Genomic DNA, 20,848 nt, shown 5'->3' on the forward strand with positions numbered 1-20,848 from the left:
GGATCGCCCCCATGGCGAAAGCGGTTGCCGACGATTACCTGCGGCGCATTCCCAAGGCCGAGCTGCATTGCCATCTCGCCGGCACCCTGCGTGCCACGACCGTGGCCGAGCTCGCGAAGAAATACGGCCTGCCGCTGCCGCGCCCGGCCGAGCAGCTCTACCAGTGGCCCAATTTCGACGGGTTCCTCGAAATCCTGCGCCTCACCGCCTCGGTGCTGCGCACGCCGGAGGATTTCAGCCGCGCCATCTACGAATACTGCGAGGACGCCAGCCGCGACGGCAACCTCCGGCACGTCGAGTTCTTCTTCAATCCCGACTACTTCTATCCCAACGGCATCGACTATCCGTCGATGGTGGCTGGCATGGCCGACGGCGTCGAGCGGGTCGGCCGCTCCTTCGGCATCTCCGCCCGGCTGATCTGCTGCATCGACCGCTCGATCAACTCGCCCGCCCAGGCCGTCGAGATCGTGGAGACGGCGCTGGCGCACCGCCACGAGCTGGTGATCGGCATCGGGCTGGACGGCAACGAAAGCGTCGGCCCGCCCGCGACGTTCGCCGAGGCCTATGCGCTGGCGCGCAAGGCCGGGCTGCGCTGCACGGCTCATTGCTGCGAGGATTATCTCACGCCGCTCGAAGCGCCGCCGACCAACTACCTGATCTGCCGCGACGTTCTGCGCTGCGACCGCATCGACCATGGCTACAACATGCTGGCTTCGGACTATGTGATGAACGAGGCGCGCAAGGACGGGCTCTACTTCACGCCCTGCGCCTGGACCAGCCTGCTGCACAACCGCCCCCACCGGCCGCAGCGCATCCGCCGCATGGTCGAGGCCGGATTGAACGTCACGATCAACACCGACGATCCGGCGATGTTCGGCACCAATCTCGGCCACGGCTTCACGACCCTGTTCGGCACGATCGGCTGGGGCCCCGACAAGGCCCGTCTGTTCAGCCTGAATTCGCTCGAAGGCTCGTGGCTCGACGAAAGCGACAAGGCGAGGATGCGCATCGACTTCCGCCGCCAGATCGCCGCCCTGGACAAGGAGTTCGGTTACGAGAACAAGGCGATGCCGGTGTAGCCGTCCGTGTTGAAGCGCCCTCTCCGCGCGCGTCAGCGTGGGGAGAGGGAGGGGACCCGCGCGAAGCGTGGGGAGGGAGAGGTGTCCCCTCAATCGCTTCGCCGAGTCCGTATCGCGCACCACCTCACCTTCCCATTGCTGCGCAATGGGCCCCTTCCTCTCCCCCACTTCGTGGCGGAGAGGAGTGATGAGGTCACTTCCCTACTCCGCTGCGACGCCCAGACCGATGGGACAGGACACGCCGGTGCCGCCCAAGCCGCAATAGCCGCCGGGGTTCTTGGCGAGATACTGCTGGTGGTAGTCCTCGGCGTAGAAGAACACCGGGGCATCGACGATCTCGGTCGTGATCGTGCCGTAGCCCTTGCGGGCGAGTTCCTTCTGGAAGACCGCGCGCGACGCCTGGGCCTGAATCTTCTGTGCGTCCGAAAAGGTGTAGATGCCCGAACGATACTGGGTGCCGACATCGTTGCCCTGGCGCATGCCCTGGGTCGGGTCGTGGCTCTCCCAGAAGAGACGTAGCAGCGCCTCGTAGGAGGTCTTCTGCGGATCGAACCACACCATCACCACCTCGTTGTGGCCGGTATATCCCGAGCAGACTTCCTCGTAGGTCGGGTTGGGCGTGAGGCCCGCGGCATAGCCGACGGCGGTCGCGTAGACGCCCGGCGCCTCCCAGCACGCGCGCTCGGCGCCCCAGAAGCAGCCCAGTCCGAACATCGCCTGCTCGAGGCCGCCGGGAAACGGCGCCTGGATGCGATTGCCGTTGACGTAATGCATGACGGGAATCTCGAAGTCCGGCAACGGACGGCCCGGCAGGGCCCGGTCGGCCGTCGGCATCCCGGTCTTCCGGCGCAGAATTCGCCACATGGTCCGGCTCCTCTTGCTTTCGCCCGCTGGTCTCCGCCCAATATGGCCATAGAATGCCGACAGATCGAGGGGAGGCCGCCCGTGCCCGTGTTTTTCGTCTGCGCCGGCCTGCTGGGCCTGCTGGCGGCTGCGCTGACGGTGCATGTCGGCCTGATGCGCGGCCGCAAGGGGATCAACCTGGGCGACGGCGATGACGCCGAGATGCAGGCGGCGGTGCGGGCGCACGGCAACCTGATGGAGTTCGCGCCGATCACCCTGCTGATGATCTACATGGCCAGCGACTTCTACGGCTTCCGCACCGTGGCGGCGCTTTCGGTGCTGCTGCTGGCCGCGCGCGTCCTGCATGCCGGCGGCATGCTGGGCCTGATTCCGAAGGGTCGCCTGGTGGGGACAGTCGCCTCCTGTATCATCCTGGGCGTCGCATCGATCCTGCTCGCGATCGCCGGCGTCGGCCTCAAGCAGTACTGACGGGGGTCCGCGGGAAGACGGAAATGGGCGAACCCGTCACCCTCCCGCTCTGGCTGTTCGTCGCCATCGCAGCCTTCGCGCTGTGGTCGCTGCTCGACCGGCTGCTGATTCCGAGCGGCCGCTGGTTCCTGCGGCGCCGGCTCAACCGGCTGATCGACCGGGTCAACCGCCGCCTCGCCGTCGAGATCAAGCCGTTCCAGCTCACCAAGCGGCAGGTCCTGATCGACCGCCTGATCTACGATCCGCAGGTCGTGGCCGCCGCCAACGAGCATGCGCGCACCCACGACGTGCCGCGCGAGGTCGCGATGACGGAAGTCCATCGCTACGCGCGCGAGATCGTGCCGACCTTCAACGCCTACATCTATTTCCGGGTCGGCTATTCGATCGCCCGCGCCGTCGCGCGGTTTCTCTATCGCGTGCGCCTGGGCTACGCCGACGAACGCACCCTTGCCGGCGTGTCGCCCGACACGACCGTGGTGTTCGTGATGAACCATCGCAGCAACATGGACTACGTGCTGGTGGCCTTCCTCGCGGCCGAGCGCACGGCCCTGTCCTACGCGGTGGGCGAATGGGCGCGGATCTGGCCGCTGCAGCAGCTCATCCGGTCGATGGGCGCCTATTTCGTGCGCCGCAATTCCGACAGCCCGATCTACCGGCGCGTGCTCGAACGCTACGTCCACATGGCGACAGAAGCTGGCGTCGCGCAGGCGATGTATCCCGAAGGCGGCCTGTCGCGCGATGGCCGTCTGCGGGAACCCAAGCTCGGCCTGTTCGACTACATGCTGAAATCGTTCGATCCCAAGGGCACGCACGACATCGTCTTCGTGCCGGTGGCGCTGAACTACGACCGCGTGCTGGAGGATCGGACGCTGCTGCGCTCGCTCGACCGCGAGGCGGGCCGGCGCAGCGCGTGGTTCGCCGTGCGCACGGCGCTGATCTTCTGGGCCAGCCAGCTCGGGCTGATGCTGCGTGGGCAATGGCACCGCTTCGGCTATGCCTGCGTGAATTTCGGCGGCCCCATCTCGGCACGCGGCTGGCTGGCCGCCCATGGCGGGCCGAACGGCGGCGACCTCCGCACGCTCGACAAGGAGCGGCGCTTCGAGGTGATCGGCCGGTTGGCGAGCGACGTGATGGGAGAGATCGCCCGTCTCGTTCCCGTTCTGCCGGTGTCGCTGATGGCGACGATCCTGCTCGAAGCCGAGGGGCCGCTCGACGAACTAGAACTCAAGGTCCGGGCGTCGGACCTGATCGTGCATTTCGAGACGCGCGGCGCAAAACTCTACCTGCCGCGCGGCGACCGCGACTATGCCTTCCATGTCGGCCTGCGCATGCTGTCGCTGCGCCATCTGGTAGAAGAGAGCGGCGCGGGGCTCTTCTCGGTCGTGGCAACCGAACGGCCGGTCCTCGCGTATTATGCCAACGCCATCGCCCATTTGCGCTGACCCATGATCCAAATGCTCTGGCGTATCGCCTACGAGGCCGGCTACGGCTACTTCGCGAACCGGCTTTCGACCTCGGCCGCGGCGATGGCGTTCTATACGATGTTCGCGCTGGGCCCGATCATGATCTTCACGATCGCCATCGCCGAGCCGTTCGTCGGCAGGTTCATGGCGCAGGAGGCGATCTTCGACGCGCTCGGTACCGTCGTGGCGCAGGACCAGTTGCGCACCATCCGCCGCTTCGCCTCGGAGGACCTGTTCCGCGGCGGCGGCATCGCCGCCCTCGCCGGTGCCGCCGTGCTGCTCTACACCGGCACCCGCGTCTTCGTGGAACTGGACGACGGCATCGACGCGATCTGGCGGGACGGCAAAAACCCGACGGTGCATCCGGTCCTGGCCGGCCTGAAGTCGCGGCTGCTCGCCGTGCTGCTGATGATCGTGCTGGGCGTCCTGCTGATCGCCGTGATCCTGGCGAGCGTGCTGATCTCGGCCTATGCCGGCGTGCTGGAAAGGTTTCCCATCCTGGGCGTCTGGATCGGCCCGGCGATCTCGACCTCGGTGCACTACGGCCTGCTCTCGGGCTTCTTCACGCTGATCTACAAATGGCTGCCGACGGGCCATGTGCCCTGGCGGTACGCGCTGGTCGGCGGCCTGGTGAACGCCCTGCTCTTCGCGGCCGGCAACCGCGCGCTGGTCTTCTACTTCGAGGTGACCCAGCTCACCTCGGCGTTCGGCGCCACGGCGGGCTTCGCCGCCATCATGGTCTGGATGTACTGGACCTCGCTCACCATCCTGATCGGCGCCCAGGTCGGCCGCGCGACGCGCGACGTCCTGATCGACAACCGCGCGAGAGAGATGGTCGAGGGGGATTTATGATCTGGAACAAAAAATTCCGTCGTCTCGACCGGAGCGCGTAGCGCGGAGTGGAGAGACCTTCTTTCAGCTATTTGCTGGCTTTTGGTGGAGAGAAGGTCTCTCCACTCCGCACCTTCGGTGCTCCGGTCGAGACGACGGAGCTTCTTTTAGAACATCGTAGCCAGCACCCTGTCCGGCGGCTTGTGGCCGTCGGCGAAGGTCTTGATGTTGATCAGGACCTTCTCGCCCATCTCGATGCGGCCCTCGAGCGTGGCCGAGCCCATGTGCGGCAGCAGCACCACGCGATCCATTTCGAGCAGCCTCGGATTCACCTGCGGCTCGTTCTCGTAGACGTCGAGGCCGGCGCCGGCCATTTCGCCGGCCTTCAGCATGCGCACCATCGCGTTCTCGTCGATCACCTCGCCGCGCGCGGTGTTCACGAGGATCGATGTCGGCTTCATCAGCTTGAGGCGACGAGCCGAGAGAAGGTGGAACGTCGCGGGCGTGTGCGGGCAGTTCACGGACACGATGTCCATGCGCGCCAGCATCTGGTCGAGGCTCTCCCAGTAGGTCGCCTCGAGTTCGCGCTCGATCTCGCCGTGGACGCGCTTGCGGTTGTGATAGTGGATGGCGAGGCCGAAGCCGCGCGCGCGACGTGCCAGCGCCTGGCCGATGCGGCCCATGCCGACGATGCCCATGCGCTTGCCCTGCAGACGGGCGCCCAGCATCGAGGTCGGGCTCCAGCCGGACCACTTGCCGCTGCGCACCAGCCGCTCGCCTTCGCCCACGCGACGCGCCGTGGCCAGCACCAGCGCCATCGCCATGTCGGCCGTGTCTTCGGTCAGCACGCCCGGCGTGTTGGTGACGGTGATGCCCCGCTGGCGGGCGGTGTCGAGATCGATATGGTCGACGCCGGTCCCGAACGAGGCGATCAGCTTCAGTTTCGGCCCCGCCTGCGACAGCACGCGGGCGTCGATCCGGTCGGTCACCGTCGGCACCAGCACGTCGGCGGCCTTCACGGCCTCGACCAGCTGGGCGCCGGTCAGCGGCTTGTCATCAGCATTCAGGCGCGTGTCGAAAAGCTCCATCAGACGCGTCTCGATGGCGTCGGGAAGCTTTCGGGTGACGATCACCAGCGGCTTAGTCTTGGGAGTGGACGGCATGTGATATTGGGACCGGCGCTGGCTCGAGACAGGGACTAAGCCCGATTACCAAGTCCGCGCGCATTTTGTCCAGCAAACCGCCCCGTCTGCTCACATGTCGGAAAGTCGCGCCTTTTCAGCTGCTTGTCGCTCGATATGAAGATTTCAGGTATATAGGCGGCGATGGGAATTCGATCGTCCGTCCTGCTTTGCGGCTTCTCTGTTGCTCTGGCGGCATTTTCCCTGCCTCCGGCCGGCGGCGGCGCAGCCCTCGCCGCCCCGGACAAGCCGACCTCCACCCAGCGCAAGGGCTCCGGCCTGCCGATCCCGCGTTTCGCATCCCTGCGGTCGGACGAGGTCAATGTCCGCACCGGGCCGGGCGCGCGCTATCCCGTCGACTGGATGTTCAAACGCAAGGCCATGCCGGTCGAGATCGTCGCCGAGTACGAGAACTGGCGCAAAATCCGCGACTGGCAGGGAGCCAGTGGCTGGGTCCACCAGAGCCTGCTCAGCGGCAAGCGCAGCTTCATCATCTCGGCAAAAACCGCCAGCCTCCACAAGACGCCGGCTGCGTCGGCCGAGGTCGTTGCGAAGCTCGAGCCGGAGGTCATGGGCGAGATCCGCTCCTGTGCCGGCGACTGGTGCCGGGTCAGGGTTTCCGGCGTCAGCGGCTGGATCGAACGGAGCGGCATGTGGGGCGTCTACAAATCCGAACCGATCAACTAGCGGCCCGCCCGGCCGCCCCGTAGAACGGGGTCACCGTGACCCACGACGTCAGTCTCACCTACTCCCGCTTCGAGCACATGCCGCCGTCAGCCTTGGCGCTGGCGGCCTTGCTGCATGTCGGGGCGGCGCTGGCGTTGTTCTGGATCTCGCCGCTGCGACCGGTCGATCGCTTCGAGGACGCCATCGAGGTCACGATGGATGCACCCGAGGTTGCGCCCGCGGTCGCCGAGGAGAAGACCGCGCCGACGCCGGAGCCCGCCGCGACACCCGCTCCACCGCCGCCTGCGCCCGCGCCCGTGGCCAGCGCGCCGACGCCCACGCCGCGGCCTTCGGCGCCGCCGACGCGTCTCGGCCTACCGCCGCCTCCCGCCGAGCCGAGCACGAACCCGCGCGACGTCGCCGGCGTCGAGAAGCCTGAGCCGAAAGCGCCGGACATGCCCACCCCCGACAAGGTGCAGGAGGCGGGCCCGAAGGAGGAGCCCAAGCCCGAGGAGCCGAAGCCCGAGCAGGACAAGCCGCAGGAGGCCAAGGAGGAGCCGAAGGAGCCGCCGCCGCAGCAGCAGGCGCTCGCCCAGCCGGATCCTCCTCCACCGCCCCAGCAACAGGCGCTGGCCAAACCCGAGCCGCCGCCCCCGCCTCCGCCGTCGCTGGAGCAGGCCCTGCCGCCGCTCGACGCGCCACCACCCCCCGTGACGGAGCGGGACATACCGAAGCCTCTGCCGGTTCCCCGCCCGGCACCGCCGCAACAACAGGCTGCGCGGCCGGCGCCGCCCCCACCAGCGCCCGCCCCAGCCCATCGGCCGCCACAACCCGCGCCGCCCCAGCAGCAGCAGCAGCTTCGGCCTTCCCCGCTCGCGGCTCAGCCGCAGAAGCCGGCGCCGCGGGGCTCGGATTCGCAGGCGGCCGCTCAGCCCGCGCCCGTCTTCCGCAATCCCGCCGACAGCTACGGGCAGAGGCGGGCGCAGGAGCAGTATCTCTGGCAGGTGATGCGCCGGATCGCGCAGTTCCCCTATGTCCCGAAGAACACCAACACGATCCGCGAGGAAGGCACTGTGCTGACGCGCGTGACGATCTCGCGCCAGGGACAGCTGCTCAACGTGGTCCTGGAGAAATCGAGCGGCCTTGCCTCGCTCGATGCCGGCGTAGTGGAAACGATCCGGCGTGCCAGCCCCTATCCGCCGTTGCCCGCCGACATCCCGGGCGACCAGCACACGTTCCAGCTTCCCGTCAGCTTCCGCTACAACGAGCAACGCTGAGGGCGCCGGCTCCACCGCCGATCCGGCTGGCCGAGGGTGCCGGCCGGACGTAGAACTTGCGGTGCCGTGATTCACGACAGCTTCCTCCGGTCGCAGTCCGGGCGGATGTCGCCGGCGGCGCTTGCCCTGGCGATCGGCCTGCATGTGCTCGTCGCCGCAGCCCTGTGGTGGGCCGCGCCGTCGCGCCGTCTCGACCATGCGGAAACGCCGATCATGGTCTCGATCGAATCGCAGCCCCTGTCGGCCGGCAGCGCGGCGGCGCCCGCGCCTCCCGCGGCCGAGACCGTACCGCCGGAGCCCGTGCAAGCCGAAACGAGGCTCGTCGAACCGGCTCCGGCCGAAACCGAAACGGCGCCCGAGCCCTCGCAGCAGGCTACCGTCGCGCCCGCCGAACCCTCGCCGCCTCTCGAACCAGCACCGGTTCCGCCGCCGCCCCGCAGCGCCGAGCCGGCCCCGGCGCCCGTTCCCGCGCCCGCGCCTCGCCGCGAGGAGGTCGCGGAGCCAGCGCCGGCACCAGAGCCCGCACCAGCCCCGGCCGAAACAGCGGACGCCCCGGAGCCACCCTCCGAAGCGGAGGCCGAGGCCGCCTGGCAGACCGATGCCTCTTCGTGGAAACCGCAGGTGACCGTGGAGCGTTCACTGGCGACGCCGCCGCCTCGTACGGTCCGCCCGGCCCCCCGCCCGTCGACCACGCCGCGCACGGCCCAGGCGCCGGGCGCGCGGCTACAGGACTATCCGCCGCAGACCTCGAGCCTCGGTGGACCCTCGACCAGTTCCTTCGACCAGGCGATGGGCGATGGCGGCGCCCGCAACGACTATCTGTCGCGCGTCTACCGCCACATCGATCCCCATCGCAACTATCCCGCTGCCGCCCGCGCCGCCCGGCAGCATGGTCGTGTCGTCACGCGCGTCACGATCAACCGGGCCGGCGAACTGCTCGACATCAGGCTCGATCGTTCGAGCGGCTGGCCGCTGATCGACAATGCCGAGATGGCGGCGATCCGGCGCGCCATGCCGCTGCCGCCGGTGCCGGACGGCATGCGCGGCGATCCGGTCGTGCTGGTCCTGCCGATGAATTACTGACGAAGGCCGCAAGAGCTCAATCGCCGGGGCTCAGGCAAAATCCGCCGAAAGCGCCTGGCGCACGGGAGCGGGCATCACGGCCATGTGGCCGTAGTTGGCGTGATCGAAGCCGACGACGACATCGCCGGTGCCACTCCTGAACGCCTCGACCTGCGCCGGCGTGAAGGGAAAGCGGATGAACTGCACGGACGAAGCCTTGCCGTCCTCGCGCGAGCGTTCCTGGTCGTCTTCCGGCACGCCGCGGATCGTCTCGCCGCCCACCCGGATGAAGGCCTTGTTCTCGACGCCGCCCAGCATGCCGAGCACGCGCGCGCGCCGCAGCGAATCGTCGATCTCGAACATCACCGTGGCGACCAGCTCGCTGCCGGTGGGGATCAGCGGATTGTAGGCCGCGAGTTCGTCGGGGAGCTGCTCGGCGCCGCCTTTCTCGATGAAGAGCATCTCGTGCACCTGGTGAAGCATCGTATCGAAGGACTCGAAGTAGAACGTCGCGAACGGCCCGACCTCGAGCCGGCGGTTCTTCTTGATCTCCGAGATCTGCCGGCGCCGCTCGGCGCGCAGCTTGGCGTACTCGCCGATCGGGATGATGTCGGAGGCGTCGATCTTGCGCGGCATCACTTGTCCGTCCCGGCAAGCCCGTAGGCCTGCGCCAGAAGTTCGATGGGATGACTGGCCCGCGAGGGCTTCGGCGCCGTGTCGCCCGCCGTCATCTCCATCACCTGCATCAGGTGATCGGCCGCCAGCGGGCATTCCGAGGCGACGAAGCTGGTGTCGTTCTTGAGTACGGCCTGTGCGGCGGGCTTGCCGACCTTCACCGCCGTCTCGAAATTCTCGGTCCGGGCGCCCCAGATGCCGCCGTGGCCGCTGCAGCGCTCGATCACGGCGACACGCGTCTTCGGCACCAGGCGCAGCATCTCGGCAGCCTTGGCGCCCATGTTCTGCGCCCGCGCATGGCAGGCGAGATGGACGCTGACGCCGCCCTCCAGCGGCTCCAGGCCCGGCGCCAGGCCATGCTTCTTGGCAATGTCGACGACATATTCGGAAAGGTCGAACGTGGCGTTGGACAGGCGCTCGATCGCCGGATCCTTCGGGCAGATCAGCTTCCATTCGAACTTGAGCATCAGCGCACAGGAGGGCGTAAGCGCGATGATGTCGTAGCCCTTGTCTACCCACGGCAGCAGGGCGGCCGAAACCTCCCTGGCCGCGTTGGCGACCGATTCGATGTCGCCCAGTTCGAGCTTGGGCATGCCGCAGCAGGCCGGGTGCACGACCTCGGTCTCGACGCCGTTCTTGGCCAGCACGGCGCGCGCGGCGGCGCCGATGTCGGTGTTGTTGAAGTTCACGAAGCAGGTCGCATAGAGGACGGCCTTGCGCTTGCCGAAGGCGGGCGCCGCCTCGTTCAGCTCCACACCTTCGCGGCGGGCGCGGATCTCGAAGGTCTCGCCGGCATAGCGGGGCAGGCGGGCGCCGTGATGGATGCCGGTCCAGCGCTCCATGCTGTGGCGCGTCACCGTATTGTGCTCATCGCTCGCCCAGTTGACCGCCGAGGCCAGGAAGGTGCCGAGGCGACCGCTGCGATCGGTGTCGGCGAGCTGCTTGTCGACGAAGTTGACGCCCTTCTTTCGCGCCTGCACCGCGCGGTGGCGCAGCATCAGGTGCGGGAAATCCAGCGCCCATTCGTGCGGCGGCACGTAGGGGCACTTGGTCATGAAGCACATGTCGCAGAGCGTGCAGGCTTCCTCGACCTGGGCATAGTCTTCCTTCTTCACGCCGTCGAGTTCGCCGGTCGGACCGTTGTCGATCAGGTCGAACAGGCGCGGGAAGGAATCGCAGAGATTGAAGCAGCGGCGACAGCCGTGACAGATGTCGAAGACGCGCTCCATCTCCTTCTCGAGGGCCTTTTCGTCCCAGAACCAGGGATTCTGCCAGTCGAGGTCGTGGCGGATCGGTGCTTCGAGGCTGCCTTCGCGCATGGTCGTTCGCTTTGTGAAGAGGAGCGGAAGAAAAAGGGGACCCGCGCGGGGTCCCCTTCAAACGAGCCTGTCGGGCTCAGCCCATCGTGTCGAGGGCCTTCTGGAAGCGGCCGGCGTGGCTCTTCTCGGCCTTCGCCAGCGTCTCGAACCAGTCGGCGATCTCGGCGAAGCCTTCCTCGCGCGCGGTGCGCGCCATGCCCGGGTACATGTCGGTGTACTCGTGCGTCTCGCCGGCGATCGCGGCCTTGAGGTTGCTGCCCGTCGGGCCGATCGGCAGGCCGGTGGCAGGGTCGCCACTCACCTCGAGGAATTCGAGATGGCCGTGCGCGTGGCCGGTCTCGCCCTCGGCGGTCGAACGGAAGACGACGGCGACGTCGTTGTAGCCTTCGACGTCGGCCTTCTGGGCGAAATACAGATAGCGGCGATTGGCCTGGCTTTCGCCGGCGAAAGCGGCCTTGAGGTTGTCTTCGGTCTTGGATCCCTTGAGGTTCGCCATGGTTCTTACTCCCTTTGCGATCGGCCCATCCGCCAATCTCACGGGGGGGATTTAGGAGGCCGCGCGCGGCGGCGTCAAGAACCTTAGAAACGTTCTAAGTTATTGCAAACGCGTCGCAATCGCCACTAACGGCGGACGCGGACGATGACGTCGACCCGCGAGAGTTTCGTGCCTTCGGGGGGAGCCGGAAGGCCGGCAACGGTCACCTCATCGGACGGAAAATCATGCAATTCGCCGTCGGTCTCGACGAAGAAGTGATGATGGTGGCCGGTATTGGTGTCGAAATAGGATCGGCCGGGTGCAACGACGACCTCGCGCAACAGCCCGGCATCGCGGAATTGGTTCAACGTATTGTAGACCGTTGCCAGCGAGACCGGCATGCGGGTCGCCTTCACTTCGGCATGCAGGCTCTCTGCAGTGACGTGACGGTGACCGCCCTCGAACAGCACGCGCGCCAGCGCCACGCGCTGCCGCGTCGGCCGCAGGCCTGCTGCGCGGAGGCTGACGGTAAAATCGGGGCTATTGCCTGACATGGTGACAATCTTATGTAAGCAGGAGAAGAAGACAAGGAAAGGGCTTCTCCGGCTCGATTCGCCGGTTTGCGCCGGGCGTCCGGCATCCTTATTCTGGCCCCGAAGCCCCTTCGGGGCGGCCTGTGGGACGGTGAATGTGAGCGAGCACGAGCAGAAGCATAGTTATACCTTCGAAGACCTGATCGAATGCGCCAAGGGCAACCTTTTCGGCCCCGGGAACGCCCAGCTGCCGCTGCCGCCCATGCTGATGTTCGACCGTATCGTCAAGATCGACGCCGCCGGCGGCAAGTACGGCAAGGGAGAGATCGTGGCCGAACTGGACGTGAAGCCGGACCTCTGGTTCTTCGCCTGCCACTTCAAGGGCGACCCGGTGATGCCGGGCTGCCTGGGCCTCGATGCGCTCTGGCAGATGCTGGGATTCTTCCTGGGATGGATGAAGGCCCCCGGCCGCGGCCGGGCCATCGGCGTGGGTGAGGTCAAGCTGACCGGCATGATCGTGCCGACCGTGAAGAAGCTGACCTATCACGTGCATCCCAAGCGCCTGATCCTGCGCCGCCTGGTCATGGGCGTCGGCGACGGGTTCGTGACGGCCGACGGACAGCCGGTCTACGAGGCGACCGACATGAAGGTCGGCCTGGTCAAGGACGGCCCGATGCCGGCCGGAGCGGCGGTCTGATGAAGCGCGTCGTCGTCACGGGCCTGGGCATCGTCTCGCCGATCGGCAACAACGCCGCCGAGGTCACGCAGTCGCTGAAGGAAGGCAAGTCCGGCATCGAGTTCATGCCGCAATACAAGGAGCTCGGCTTCCGCAGCCAGGTCGCCGGCACGCTCAAGCTCAATGTCGAGGAACTGGTAGACCGCCGCCTCATGCGCTTCATGGGCAACGGCGCAGCCTATGCCTGGCTCGCGATGAAGGAAGCGATCGCCGACGCCGGTCTCGGCGAAGCCGAGATCTCCAACGAGCGCACCGGCCTGATCGCGGGCTCGGGCGGACCGACGACCGGCGCGATCGTGCAGGCGGCGATCACCACCAGGGAGAAGGGCCCCAAGAGAGTCGGTCCCTTCCAGGTGCCGCGCGCCATGTCGAGCACCGTCTCGGCCAACCTCGCCACGGCCTACAAGATCAAGGGCCCGAGCTATTCGATCAGCTCGGCCTGCTCGACCTCGGCGCACTGCATCGGCAATGCCGTGGAGACGATCCAGCTCGGCAAGGCCGACCGCATGTTCGCGGGCGGCGGCGAGGAGCTGGAATGGACCCTGTCGGTCCTGTTCGACGCCATGGGCGCCATGTCGTCGAAATTCAACGACACGCCGCAGCGGGCGAGCCGTGCCTATGACAGGGACCGCGACGGTTTCGTCATCGCCGGCGGCGGCGGCATCGTGGTGCTGGAGGAGCTGGAGACGGCCAAGGCGCGTGGTGCGAAGATCTATGCCGAGGTGATCGGCTACGGCGCCACATCCGACGGTGCGGACATGGTGGCGCCCTCCGGCGAAGGCGCCTTGCGCTGCATGAGGCTCGCGCTTGCAGGCTTCCCCGGCTCGCCCCGGCGCAACATGCCGGTCGACTACATCAACACGCACGGCACCGCGACGCCGGTCGGCGACATCACCGAACTCGACGCCATCCGTTCCGTGTTCGGCGACAAGTTGCCCACGGTCAGCTCGACCAAGTCGCTGACCGGCCACAGCCAGGGTGCGACCGGCGCGCACGAGGCGATCTATTCGCTGCTGATGATGAAGCACGACTTCATCGCCGCGTCGGCCAACATCGAGAATCTCGACCCCGGTGCGGAAGGCTATCCCATCGCCCGCCAGCGTATCGACAAGGCCGGTCTTCAGACCGTCATGTCGAACAGCTTCGGCTTCGGCGGGACCAACGCCTGCCTCCTGTTCTCCCGCTACGATCACTGAGGCGGATACATGCCCAACGATCCCGTCGCCAGGTCGCTGCCTGACGTCCCCAAACTCATGGCCGGCAAGCGTGGCCTGATCATGGGCGTGGCCAACAGTCATTCGATCGCCTGGGGCATCACCCAGGCACTGCACGCCGCGGGCGCTGAGATGGCTTTCACCTATCAGGGTGCGGCCTTCGGCAAGCGGGTGCTGCCGATGGTCCAGAAGCTCGGGGCCAAGGTGATCGTCGAGGCCGATGTCGAAGACGAGGCGAGCCTCGACCGGCTGTTCGAGACGCTGAAGAAGGAATGGGGCCGCCTCGATTTCGTGGTCCATGCCATCGCCTTCTCCGACAAGGAGGAGCTGAAAGGCCGCTATGTCGACACGAGCAAGGCCAACTTCCAGCGCAGCCTCACCATCTCCTGCTACTCCTTCACCGAGATCGCGCGCCGCGCGCTGCCGCTGATGACCGAGGGCGGCAGCATGATCACGCTGACCTACGAAGGCTCGACGCGCGTGATGCCGTCGTACAACGTGATGGGCGTGGCCAAGGCCGCGCTCGAGGCCAGCGTGCGCTACCTAGCGGCCGATCTCGGCCCGCAGGGCGTGCGCGTGAACGCGATCTCGCCCGGTCCGATGCGCACCCTGGCCGGCGCGGTGATCGGCGGCGCGCGCTACGTCTATCGCGTGTCGCGCGACGCGGCGCCGCTCCGCCGCAACGTCGAGCTGAGCGATGTCGGCGGCGCCGCGCTCTACTACCTGTCGGACCTCAGCGCCGGCGTCACCGGCACCGTCCACTTCGTCGATTCCGGCTACCACGCGATCGGCCTGCCGCACGACGGCAGCGCCGCACCGAGCGCCACCGGCGAGTCGTAAGCCGCCGTCAGAAGTCCGCCGTCAGCGACAGGCGGAACGAACGCGGGGCGCCGAGGTTGAGGAGGGTGTTCGTGCCGCCGGCCCAGTAGCTGCGATCGAGCACGTTCTCGACGTTGAGCCGGGCCACCAGGAGCTTCCCGGCGGCGCCCGGATTATCGAAGGCATAGCGCACACCGAGATCGAAGCGCGTCCACTCGGGAAGCTGGCGCCGGGGCGACAGCGTGTCGAAATACTGGGTGCCGGTGTAGACGAAGCGACTGTTCAGGGTCAGACCGCGCACGAATGGCAGGTCCCATTCGGCACCCAGATTGAACTGCGCGCCGGGTGAGAAGGGTGCGATCCAGCCGTCGGTCAGTCCCCCTTGGGTTTTGGTGAGGACGGCATTGAGAAGCATGAATCCGCCGAGCACGCGGAAGCCTTCCGTCACTTCACCGAAAAAATTGAACTCGAAGCCCTGGTTCACCTGTTCACCGCCCAGGTACTGCGTGTTGGTCGCCAGGTTGGTGAGAATGCTGGGCTGCGAAATCTGGAAAATGCTCGCGGTCGTCGTGAGCTTGCCCCAGTCCACCTTCACGCCGGCCTCGAACTGCGTCGACTTGAAGGGCGGGAAGATGGTGCCGGCATTGGTGAAGCCCGGACCGACGATGGATCCCTGCTGCAGGCCCTGGATGAAGTTGCCGTAGAGCGACACCTTCTCCCAGGGTTTGAACACCAGCGCCACCGACGGGCTGATGGCGCTCTGGTCGTAGCTCGATGTCGCCGCACCGCTGACGGCATTGAAATTGGTCGCCTGGACCTGTTGCAGGCGCGCGCCAGCCGTCAACTGCACGCGCCCGTCCGCGGCCGAAAGCGTGTCGGCGATTCCGATGCTCGTGAGTCCCTGCGACGACGTCTTGTTCGAGGCCGGCGTTGGAATGTTCGGCTGTGCGATGATGGTCGGGTTGTAGATGCTGGTCGCAAATGTCCCGCCCGGGGCCTGGACGGAGCCGTTTCCGAGGGTCGACCAGAAGCCCGTGGCGGTGAGCGCCAGTTCGTGGCCGACTGGCCCCGTCTGGGCCAGGGCGCGCACGCCGACCTCGCCCGTGAGATTGATCTGGTAAAAACTGTCGCTCTGGGGAGCAAACGACGACGAGGCGCCGTTGAAGTTGTTGATGATCGTGACGAGGGAATAGTTGCCCATGTTGCGGTAATCGTGAGCGCCGAACGCGGCATAGGCCGTGACATTCTCCGCCAGGTCGACCTCTCCCCTGACCACGCCGAAGAGATCCTTGCGATAGGAGTTGCTCCAGGGTTGCGCCGTCGGGTTGTTGCGGGCAGGCGGCGCCCAGGGAAGATTCGCGCCCGCGGCCAAGGCCAGGAAGGGGGTGACGCCGACGCGATACTGATCCTGGTAACCCAGGTCGGCGGACAAGCGCACACGCTCACCGCGATAATCCAGCCCGAGCACAGTCATGAATCTTTGATCTGAATTGTACTGCAGGTCCGTCTGGCCGGCGCGGAAGACGGTGTTCAAGCGGATGCCGAACTGCTTTTCTTCACCGAAGCGGCGGGCGACATCGACGTGGCCACCGAACTGTCCGGCCGACAGATAATTCGCGGTGGCCTGGCTCAGCGGCTCGTCGGGCGCGCGTTTGGCGACGACGTTGACCGTTCCACCGATGAAGCCGCCCGGCGCCATGCCGTTCAGCATCGCACTCGGCCCCTTGAGCACTTCGACACGCTCCGCAAGCTCGGCATTGGGCGAAGAAAGCGGCAGCATGCCGTAGAGACCGCCATAGGCGGCGCTCGCGATATCGACGTTGAAGCCGCGGATCTTCAGCAGATCGCTGCCGGTGGTGTTCTCTGATCGACCGGTCCTCACCGACGGATCGTCGATCAAGGCGTCCTGGATGGTCTTCGCCTGCTGATCCTGCACCTTCTTCGCGGTGTAACTCGTCTGGTTGAACGGGGTGTCCATTACACCGCGATTGCCCAGCAATCCAAGCTGGCTGCCGGTGGCGACCTGGCCACCGGCATAAGGCGGCGGGATGTTGTCGATCATCGCTTGCAACGGCACCGGAAATCCCTGCACCTGCACAGGGTCGAGTTGCACAACGTTCTGGCCGCCTATCTGGGCAACGCGCTGGAGCGTAATCGTGCCGCCATCGATGCCGCTGTAGGTAAGGCCCGTGCCGGCCAACAGTCGCCGCAACGCCTCCTCTACCGACATCGTACCTTGTACGCCCGACGTCGAGACGCCACGCAGCATCGTTCCGTCAGCCGCTATTTGTCGACCGGACTGCTGGCCGAACAGGATCAGCGCGCGCTCGAGCGATTGAGCGGGAATGTTGAAGGCGCGCTGCGGAGCAGCCTGACCGAGTTGAAGGACGTCGCTCTGCGCAATCACGGCCGGAGCGCCGGAGATTGCGAAGGCGGCGACAGGCCCTAGAAGAGCCCGACGAAGTACCGAACCACCAGAGACAGAGACCACGCCGAAACTCCAATCGAAATCAGAGCAATCGGCCGGCCGGCAGCTTCAGTTGCTGCAATCGCCTCTCAATCGCTCTCTCCCGCAGGAGCGACGACGACCTCGGGGATTTTTCTAGAAATTGTTCGGCGGCGGATCATAGGCGCGAGACGATAAGCAGCCACGGCGTGACGCGTCGCACCGTGGCGCCGTGCGCTTGCGCCATGCCGCGCAGTGCTTCCTCGGGATCGCCAAGGTTGAAGACGCCGGTGGTCGGCCTGCCGGCGAGTCCGAGATCGGCGATGACGATCGATCCGGGGAAGTAGCGGCGCAGGTCGTCGACCGCCTCGCCGAGTGCGCGGTTCTGGAGATAGAGCTGGCCGTGGCGCCAGGCCGATACCATTTCAGGCGGCTCGCTGCCGCGTGTGCCGAGGCCTGCTCGATCCACCCTGACCGTCTGGCCGGCTCCGAGCAGTTCGGGCGTCGCCGCGCCGGTGACGCGCACTTTGCCCTCCGCGACGGCGACCGTGACGGCGCCCTCGTCGAGACGCACGTCGAAGCTCGTGCCGAGCACCGACGCCTCGACAGCGCGTGCCTCGACCCGGAACGGACGCAGAGGGTCGGGCTTCACGGCGAAGAAAGCCTCACCCTCCAGCAGCTTCACGCGACGCTCTGCCGCCTGGTAGGCGACCGCGATGGCGCTGGCCGGTCCAAGGGTAACCTCGCTGCCATCCTCGAGCGGAATGGTGCGAACCTCGGCCGTGTCGGCAATATGATCAGCCTGCAGGCGCAGGAGCACGACCGGCGCCGCTACGAAAGCCGCTGCCGCAGCGAGCGCGAACGATACCGCAGGAACGAACCAGGCCGGCCGTCGCGCGGAGCGCTTGGCCGGCAAGGTATCGGGCAAGCGCTCAGCCTGCGCCGGCCATTCGTGGGCGAAGGCCGGTAACGCCTCGGCGGCAAGGCCCGAGGCACGCTCGGTCGCGCTCCAGGCCTCGGCATGGAGCGGATTCGCCGCGCGCCACGTATCGAAGCGACGGCGCAGGTCGGCGTTGTCGGAATCGTCATGCAGCAGGATCGACCATTCCGTCGCTTCCCGGCTTGCACGCTTCCTCGCCGAAATCGGCTCGCCTTCCATCCCTCTCCTCGCAGTACCGCCGGCCTGTGGCGACACGTGCCCTGTGAATGACGCTTTCGCGTTCTGATTTTCTAGAAATTTTCGGCTGCTTCGCTCAAGCCAAGCCCAACCGCTCCTTACAGTGCTCCAGGCCTTCGGCCACCAGGGTCTGGGCAAGCGGCAGGGATATGCCGAGATGGGCGGCGATCTCGCGCAGCTTGTAGCCACCAATACGGTGCATGCCGAAGGCGATGCGCGTGCGTTCGGGTAGCTCCTCCAGCGCGGCAGCGAGCAGCCGCAGCTCGTCCCGGTGCAGTGCCTCGGCCTCGGGCGTCGCCGGCTCGCGCTGGGCCAGCACCGATGCGACGCTGGCCCCGCCATCGGCATGCCATTGCTTCTCGCGCGACGCCGCGCGCTTGCGGTCGAGCGCGAGGTTGCGGACGATCCGGTAGAGATAGTTGAGCGGCTCGCGGACGCTGTGCTGCTCCACCGCCCGCTCGAGCCTCAGCCAAGCCTCCTGCACGAGATCCTCGGCATGGGCCCGCGAGCCCACGAGGCTGGTGGCATAATTCACCAGCGAGCCGCGATGCTCGACGAAGAGCGCTGTCGTGTCCGACGCCACGGGCCTGTCCGGAACTCCCACCTGCCCGGCGGTGGTGCACGGGCGGTGGCACGCTATTCCAGCTGCGAACCGTTCGCAATCACAAAGCCTGGCGTCAGGCGATCACGATATCCATCGCAGCAGCCAGCGCGCCGGGCTCCAGGCCCGATGCCGGCTCCAGCTTCATCTCGATCCGCTCGCGCTGGCCGGGTGTGCCGATCGCACGCCTGAACACGCCGTCGCGCTCGTTCTGGGGATCGCCCGCGAGGTAGAACTGGCTGGTCAGCGTCCGGCCGTCGCCGGTCGCCACCTTGAGATGGATGTGCGGCGTGCGGCCGGGATAGGCGACCGGCTTCAGGGTGCGGAAGCTGTAGCGGCCCCCGGCATCGACCAGCATGCGGCCATAGCCCTGGAACGCCGCATCGCGCCGGTCGCGGCCGGGCTGGCGCGGATGATCGTAGAGGCCCTGCGCATCGCACTGCCAGATCTCGATCATCGCACCGTTGCGCGCGCCGCCGCTCAGGTCGATCACCCTCCCCTGCAGGTGCAGCACCTGGCCCATCGCCTGCGCCGCCTGTCCGCGCACCTGCACGAGGTCGTTGTCGATGTCGGCCGGAATGCCCGCCGGATAGAACGGCCCCTCGGTCTGCGCCGGCGTCGGCACGAGGCCGGCGGCAAAGGACGGCAGGGCTGGCGCCAGCGCGAGGCCGGCGCCGACCAGCATGGTGCGGCGGGAAAGATTCGGAAGCTTCGTCATGCGAGGAAATACGCAAACAAAAACGGCGGCCCGAAGGCCGCCGCCACGTCGTTCCGCCTTTCGTCGAACCACACTCCCTCACCCTGAGGAGCGCTCCGCCGGAGCGCGTCCCGAAGGGTGGGAACGAGCACTGCGTCTGTTGCCCATCCTTCGAGACGGCGCTTCGCGCCTCCTCAGGATGAGGTAGTTGTTGTGAAGCACGGCATCATTGATCGAGCTGGAGATTGTTCTCCTTGATGAGCTGGGCCCAGCGTGCGGTCTCCTCGGCGATGCGCGCCTGGAACTGCGCCGTCGTGTTGGGCAGGTAGATGAGGCCCTGGTCCGACAGAAGCTTCTGCACGGCGGGCGTCTGCGCCGCCGCGGTATATTCCTTGTAGAGCCGGTCGACGATCGGCTGCGGCGTCCCGGCCGGCGCGATCAGCGCGTACCACGAAACCACCTCGGAATCGGCCAGCGACAGTTCCTTGAGCGACGGCACGTCGGGCAGCTGCGGCACGCGTTGCAGCGTCGTCACCGCCAGCGCCCGCAACTTTCCCGCCTGGATGTGCGGCAGCAGGCTCGGCAGCGTGTCGAAGGTCGTCTGGATGTCGCCCGCGAACAGGGCCGGCAGCGATTCGTTGGTGCCCTTGAACGGCACATGCACGACGTCGATGCCGGTGCGCTTCTTCAGCAGCTCGAAGGTGAGATGGGCCGGGCTGCCCGGACCGACCGACGCGAAGTTCATCACGCCGGGCCTGGCCTTGGCGGCGTCGATCAGCTCCTGCGCCGTCTTGATGGCTGAGTTGCCCGCGACCACCAACACCAGCGGCGAGGCGGCGAACATGGTGATCGGGATCAGGTCGTCCTTCACGCTGTAGGGCATCTGCTTGTACAGCGACGGGAAGATGGTGAGCGGGCCGAGGTTGCCCATGCCGATCGTGTAGCCGTCGGGCTTCGCCTTGGCGATCTCGGTCACGCCGATGCGGCCGGCGGCGCCGGCCTTGAAATCGGTGATCACGGTCTGGCCGAGCGCCGCCGAGACCTTGTCGTTGAACGCCCGCGCGATCACGTCGTTCAGCCCGCCGGCCGGCCAGGGCACGAGGAAGCGCACCGGCCGCGTCGGCCAGTCATTCTGGGACTGGGTCGGAGACTGGGCCTGGGCCTGGACCGCAGCCGCGAGAGGGGCCGCGCCCAGGAGGTTCGTCAGGAAACGCCGCGTGATCTTCATGCTTCACCCCAAGCAATAGTCGGACCGCATGCTAGCA

At 67.0% G+C, this 20,848-nt stretch carries 21 protein-coding genes; 10 read left to right on the forward strand and 11 right to left on the reverse strand.

Translation table 11 applies throughout. The annotated features are described in order from the left end of the window. Positions 1–11 precede the first annotated feature (11 nt). Complete coding sequence (gene add, locus EPO41_RS12420) at positions 12–1,079, forward strand: adenosine deaminase (RefSeq protein ID WP_296325405.1); 1,068 nt, start codon at positions 12–14, stop codon at positions 1,077–1,079. Positions 1,080–1,280: 201 nt separating this feature from the next. On the opposite strand, the gene msrA is transcribed toward add, so the two are convergent. After that, positions 1,281–1,943 (reverse strand): peptide-methionine (S)-S-oxide reductase MsrA, encoded by a 663-nt coding sequence (msrA, locus tag EPO41_RS12425; RefSeq protein WP_296325408.1) that lies wholly within the window; start codon positions 1,941–1,943, stop codon positions 1,281–1,283. A gap of 81 nt (positions 1,944–2,024) precedes the next feature. Here msrA and EPO41_RS12430 point away from each other — a divergent pair, with 81 nt between their 5' ends. From EPO41_RS12430 to EPO41_RS12440, 3 genes are read left to right on the forward strand one after another with little or no spacing between them, the layout of a single operon-like run. Next, positions 2,025–2,411: an MAPEG family protein gene (locus tag EPO41_RS12430; RefSeq protein WP_296325411.1), complete on the forward strand. Its 387-nt coding sequence runs from the start codon at positions 2,025–2,027 to the stop codon at positions 2,409–2,411. 23 nt (positions 2,412–2,434) lie between these two features. After that, positions 2,435–3,853 carry a 1-acyl-sn-glycerol-3-phosphate acyltransferase gene (locus EPO41_RS12435; protein ID WP_296325414.1) on the forward strand — a complete coding sequence of 473 codons (1,419 nt, stop codon included), beginning with the start codon at positions 2,435–2,437 and terminating at the stop codon, positions 3,851–3,853. Between the two features lie 12 nt (positions 3,854–3,865). Continuing rightward, entirely contained in the window at positions 3,866–4,726 is an 861-nt protein-coding gene (locus EPO41_RS12440; RefSeq protein WP_296325417.1) for a YihY/virulence factor BrkB family protein, read from the forward strand. 146 nt (positions 4,727–4,872) lie between these two features. On the opposite strand, the gene EPO41_RS12445 is transcribed toward EPO41_RS12440, so the two are convergent. Beyond that, complete coding sequence (locus EPO41_RS12445) at positions 4,873–5,868, reverse strand: D-glycerate dehydrogenase (protein ID WP_296325420.1); 996 nt, start codon at positions 5,866–5,868, stop codon at positions 4,873–4,875. A gap of 162 nt (positions 5,869–6,030) precedes the next feature. On the opposite strand from EPO41_RS12445, the gene EPO41_RS12450 reads away from it, so the two are divergent. The 3 genes from EPO41_RS12450 (at position 6,031) to EPO41_RS12460 (ending at position 8,912) form a co-directional block, all read left to right on the forward strand. Next, positions 6,031–6,573, forward strand: coding sequence for an SH3 domain-containing protein (locus EPO41_RS12450; RefSeq protein WP_296325421.1), 543 nt, complete (start codon positions 6,031–6,033; stop codon positions 6,571–6,573). 35 nt (positions 6,574–6,608) lie between these two features. After that, the gene (locus tag EPO41_RS12455; RefSeq protein ID WP_296325425.1) at positions 6,609–7,829 is read left to right on the forward strand and encodes an energy transducer TonB; all 1,221 of its coding nucleotides are present in this window, start codon (positions 6,609–6,611) and stop codon (positions 7,827–7,829) included. Between the two features lie 66 nt (positions 7,830–7,895). Then, the gene (locus EPO41_RS12460) at positions 7,896–8,912 is read left to right on the forward strand and encodes an energy transducer TonB (protein ID WP_296325428.1); all 1,017 of its coding nucleotides are present in this window, start codon (positions 7,896–7,898) and stop codon (positions 8,910–8,912) included. A gap of 30 nt (positions 8,913–8,942) precedes the next feature. Here EPO41_RS12460 and EPO41_RS12465 read toward each other — a convergent pair whose 3' ends face one another. From EPO41_RS12465 to irrA, 4 genes are all read right to left on the reverse strand, one after another. Further along, a complete protein-coding gene (locus tag EPO41_RS12465) occupies positions 8,943–9,527 on the reverse strand; it encodes a DUF3501 family protein (RefSeq protein WP_296325430.1) in 585 nt (194 codons plus the stop codon). After that, positions 9,527–10,885 carry a heterodisulfide reductase-related iron-sulfur binding cluster gene (locus EPO41_RS12470; RefSeq protein ID WP_296325431.1) on the reverse strand — a complete coding sequence of 453 codons (1,359 nt, stop codon included), beginning with the start codon at positions 10,883–10,885 and terminating at the stop codon, positions 9,527–9,529. Before EPO41_RS12470 ends, EPO41_RS12465 begins: the two co-directional genes overlap by 1 nt. A gap of 76 nt (positions 10,886–10,961) precedes the next feature. Further along, positions 10,962–11,381, reverse strand: a complete 420-nt coding sequence (locus tag EPO41_RS12475) for a rubrerythrin family protein (RefSeq protein ID WP_296325434.1) — start codon at positions 11,379–11,381, stop codon at positions 10,962–10,964. A 125-nt stretch (positions 11,382–11,506) separates the two neighbouring features. Continuing rightward, complete coding sequence (irrA, locus tag EPO41_RS12480; RefSeq protein WP_296325437.1) at positions 11,507–11,914, reverse strand: iron response transcriptional regulator IrrA; 408 nt, start codon at positions 11,912–11,914, stop codon at positions 11,507–11,509. Positions 11,915–12,050: 136 nt separating this feature from the next. Between irrA and fabA the strand changes: the two genes are divergently transcribed. From fabA to EPO41_RS12495, 3 genes are read left to right on the forward strand one after another with little or no spacing between them, the layout of a single operon-like run. Then, on the forward strand, positions 12,051–12,590 hold the full coding sequence (gene fabA / locus EPO41_RS12485; RefSeq protein ID WP_296325440.1) for a 3-hydroxyacyl-[acyl-carrier-protein] dehydratase FabA: 540 nt from the start codon (positions 12,051–12,053) through the stop codon (positions 12,588–12,590). Continuing rightward, positions 12,590–13,825 (forward strand): beta-ketoacyl-ACP synthase I, encoded by a 1,236-nt coding sequence (fabB, locus tag EPO41_RS12490; RefSeq protein WP_296325443.1) that lies wholly within the window; start codon positions 12,590–12,592, stop codon positions 13,823–13,825. The genes fabA and fabB overlap by 1 nt, the downstream gene beginning before the upstream one ends. Positions 13,826–13,834: 9 nt before the next feature. Next, positions 13,835–14,683 (forward strand): SDR family oxidoreductase, encoded by an 849-nt coding sequence (locus EPO41_RS12495; RefSeq protein WP_296325445.1) that lies wholly within the window; start codon positions 13,835–13,837, stop codon positions 14,681–14,683. Positions 14,684–14,690: 7 nt separating this feature from the next. Here the strand turns inward: EPO41_RS12495 and EPO41_RS12500 are convergent, their stop codons facing one another. The 5 genes from EPO41_RS12500 to EPO41_RS12520 all read right to left on the reverse strand — a co-directional run bounded on the left by EPO41_RS12500 (position 14,691) and on the right by EPO41_RS12520 (position 20,811). Then, positions 14,691–17,069: a TonB-dependent receptor gene (locus tag EPO41_RS12500; RefSeq protein WP_296325450.1), complete on the reverse strand. Its 2,379-nt coding sequence runs from the start codon at positions 17,067–17,069 to the stop codon at positions 14,691–14,693. 217 nt (positions 17,070–17,286) lie between these two features. Next, positions 17,287–18,267: a FecR domain-containing protein gene (locus EPO41_RS12505; protein ID WP_296325451.1), complete on the reverse strand. Its 981-nt coding sequence runs from the start codon at positions 18,265–18,267 to the stop codon at positions 17,287–17,289. Between the two features lie 94 nt (positions 18,268–18,361). After that, positions 18,362–18,868: a sigma-70 family RNA polymerase sigma factor gene (locus EPO41_RS12510; RefSeq protein ID WP_296325453.1), complete on the reverse strand. Its 507-nt coding sequence runs from the start codon at positions 18,866–18,868 to the stop codon at positions 18,362–18,364. Positions 18,869–18,962: 94 nt separating this feature from the next. Further along, positions 18,963–19,604, reverse strand: a complete 642-nt coding sequence (locus EPO41_RS12515) for a protocatechuate 3,4-dioxygenase (RefSeq protein ID WP_296325454.1) — start codon at positions 19,602–19,604, stop codon at positions 18,963–18,965. 205 nt (positions 19,605–19,809) lie between these two features. Continuing rightward, positions 19,810–20,811 (reverse strand): tripartite tricarboxylate transporter substrate binding protein, encoded by a 1,002-nt coding sequence (locus EPO41_RS12520; protein WP_296325457.1) that lies wholly within the window; start codon positions 20,809–20,811, stop codon positions 19,810–19,812. Between the last annotated feature and the right edge of the window lie 37 nt (positions 20,812–20,848).

It is taken from the genome of Reyranella sp. (genome assembly GCF_004297265.1).
Taxonomy (GTDB): Bacteria; Pseudomonadota; Alphaproteobacteria; order Reyranellales; family Reyranellaceae; genus Reyranella.

Bases quoted from the DNA above. Each gene is read 5' to 3' on its own strand.
- EPO41_RS12470 (WP_296325431.1), bottom strand. From the start codon at position 10,885: ATGCGCGAAGGCAGCCTCGAAGCACCGATCCGCCACGACCTCGACTGG.
- EPO41_RS12465 (WP_296325430.1), bottom strand. From the start codon at position 9,527: ATGCCGCGCAAGATCGACGCCTCCGACATCATCCCGATCGGCGAGTAC.
- EPO41_RS12475 (WP_296325434.1), bottom strand. From the start codon at position 11,381: ATGGCGAACCTCAAGGGATCCAAGACCGAAGACAACCTCAAGGCCGCT.
- EPO41_RS12435 (WP_296325414.1), top strand. From the start codon at position 2,435: ATGGGCGAACCCGTCACCCTCCCGCTCTGGCTGTTCGTCGCCATCGCA.
- irrA (WP_296325437.1), bottom strand. From the start codon at position 11,914: ATGTCAGGCAATAGCCCCGATTTTACCGTCAGCCTCCGCGCAGCAGGC.
- EPO41_RS12445 (WP_296325420.1), bottom strand. From the start codon at position 5,868: ATGCCGTCCACTCCCAAGACTAAGCCGCTGGTGATCGTCACCCGAAAG.
- add (WP_296325405.1), top strand. From the start codon at position 12: ATGGCGAAAGCGGTTGCCGACGATTACCTGCGGCGCATTCCCAAGGCC.
- EPO41_RS12440 (WP_296325417.1), top strand. From the start codon at position 3,866: ATGCTCTGGCGTATCGCCTACGAGGCCGGCTACGGCTACTTCGCGAAC.
- EPO41_RS12505 (WP_296325451.1), bottom strand. From the start codon at position 18,267: ATGGAAGGCGAGCCGATTTCGGCGAGGAAGCGTGCAAGCCGGGAAGCG.
- EPO41_RS12515 (WP_296325454.1), bottom strand. From the start codon at position 19,604: ATGACGAAGCTTCCGAATCTTTCCCGCCGCACCATGCTGGTCGGCGCC.
- msrA (WP_296325408.1), bottom strand. From the start codon at position 1,943: ATGTGGCGAATTCTGCGCCGGAAGACCGGGATGCCGACGGCCGACCGG.
- EPO41_RS12520 (WP_296325457.1), bottom strand. From the start codon at position 20,811: ATGAAGATCACGCGGCGTTTCCTGACGAACCTCCTGGGCGCGGCCCCT.
- EPO41_RS12450 (WP_296325421.1), top strand. From the start codon at position 6,031: ATGGGAATTCGATCGTCCGTCCTGCTTTGCGGCTTCTCTGTTGCTCTG.
- fabB (WP_296325443.1), top strand. From the start codon at position 12,590: ATGAAGCGCGTCGTCGTCACGGGCCTGGGCATCGTCTCGCCGATCGGC.
- EPO41_RS12495 (WP_296325445.1), top strand. From the start codon at position 13,835: ATGCCCAACGATCCCGTCGCCAGGTCGCTGCCTGACGTCCCCAAACTC.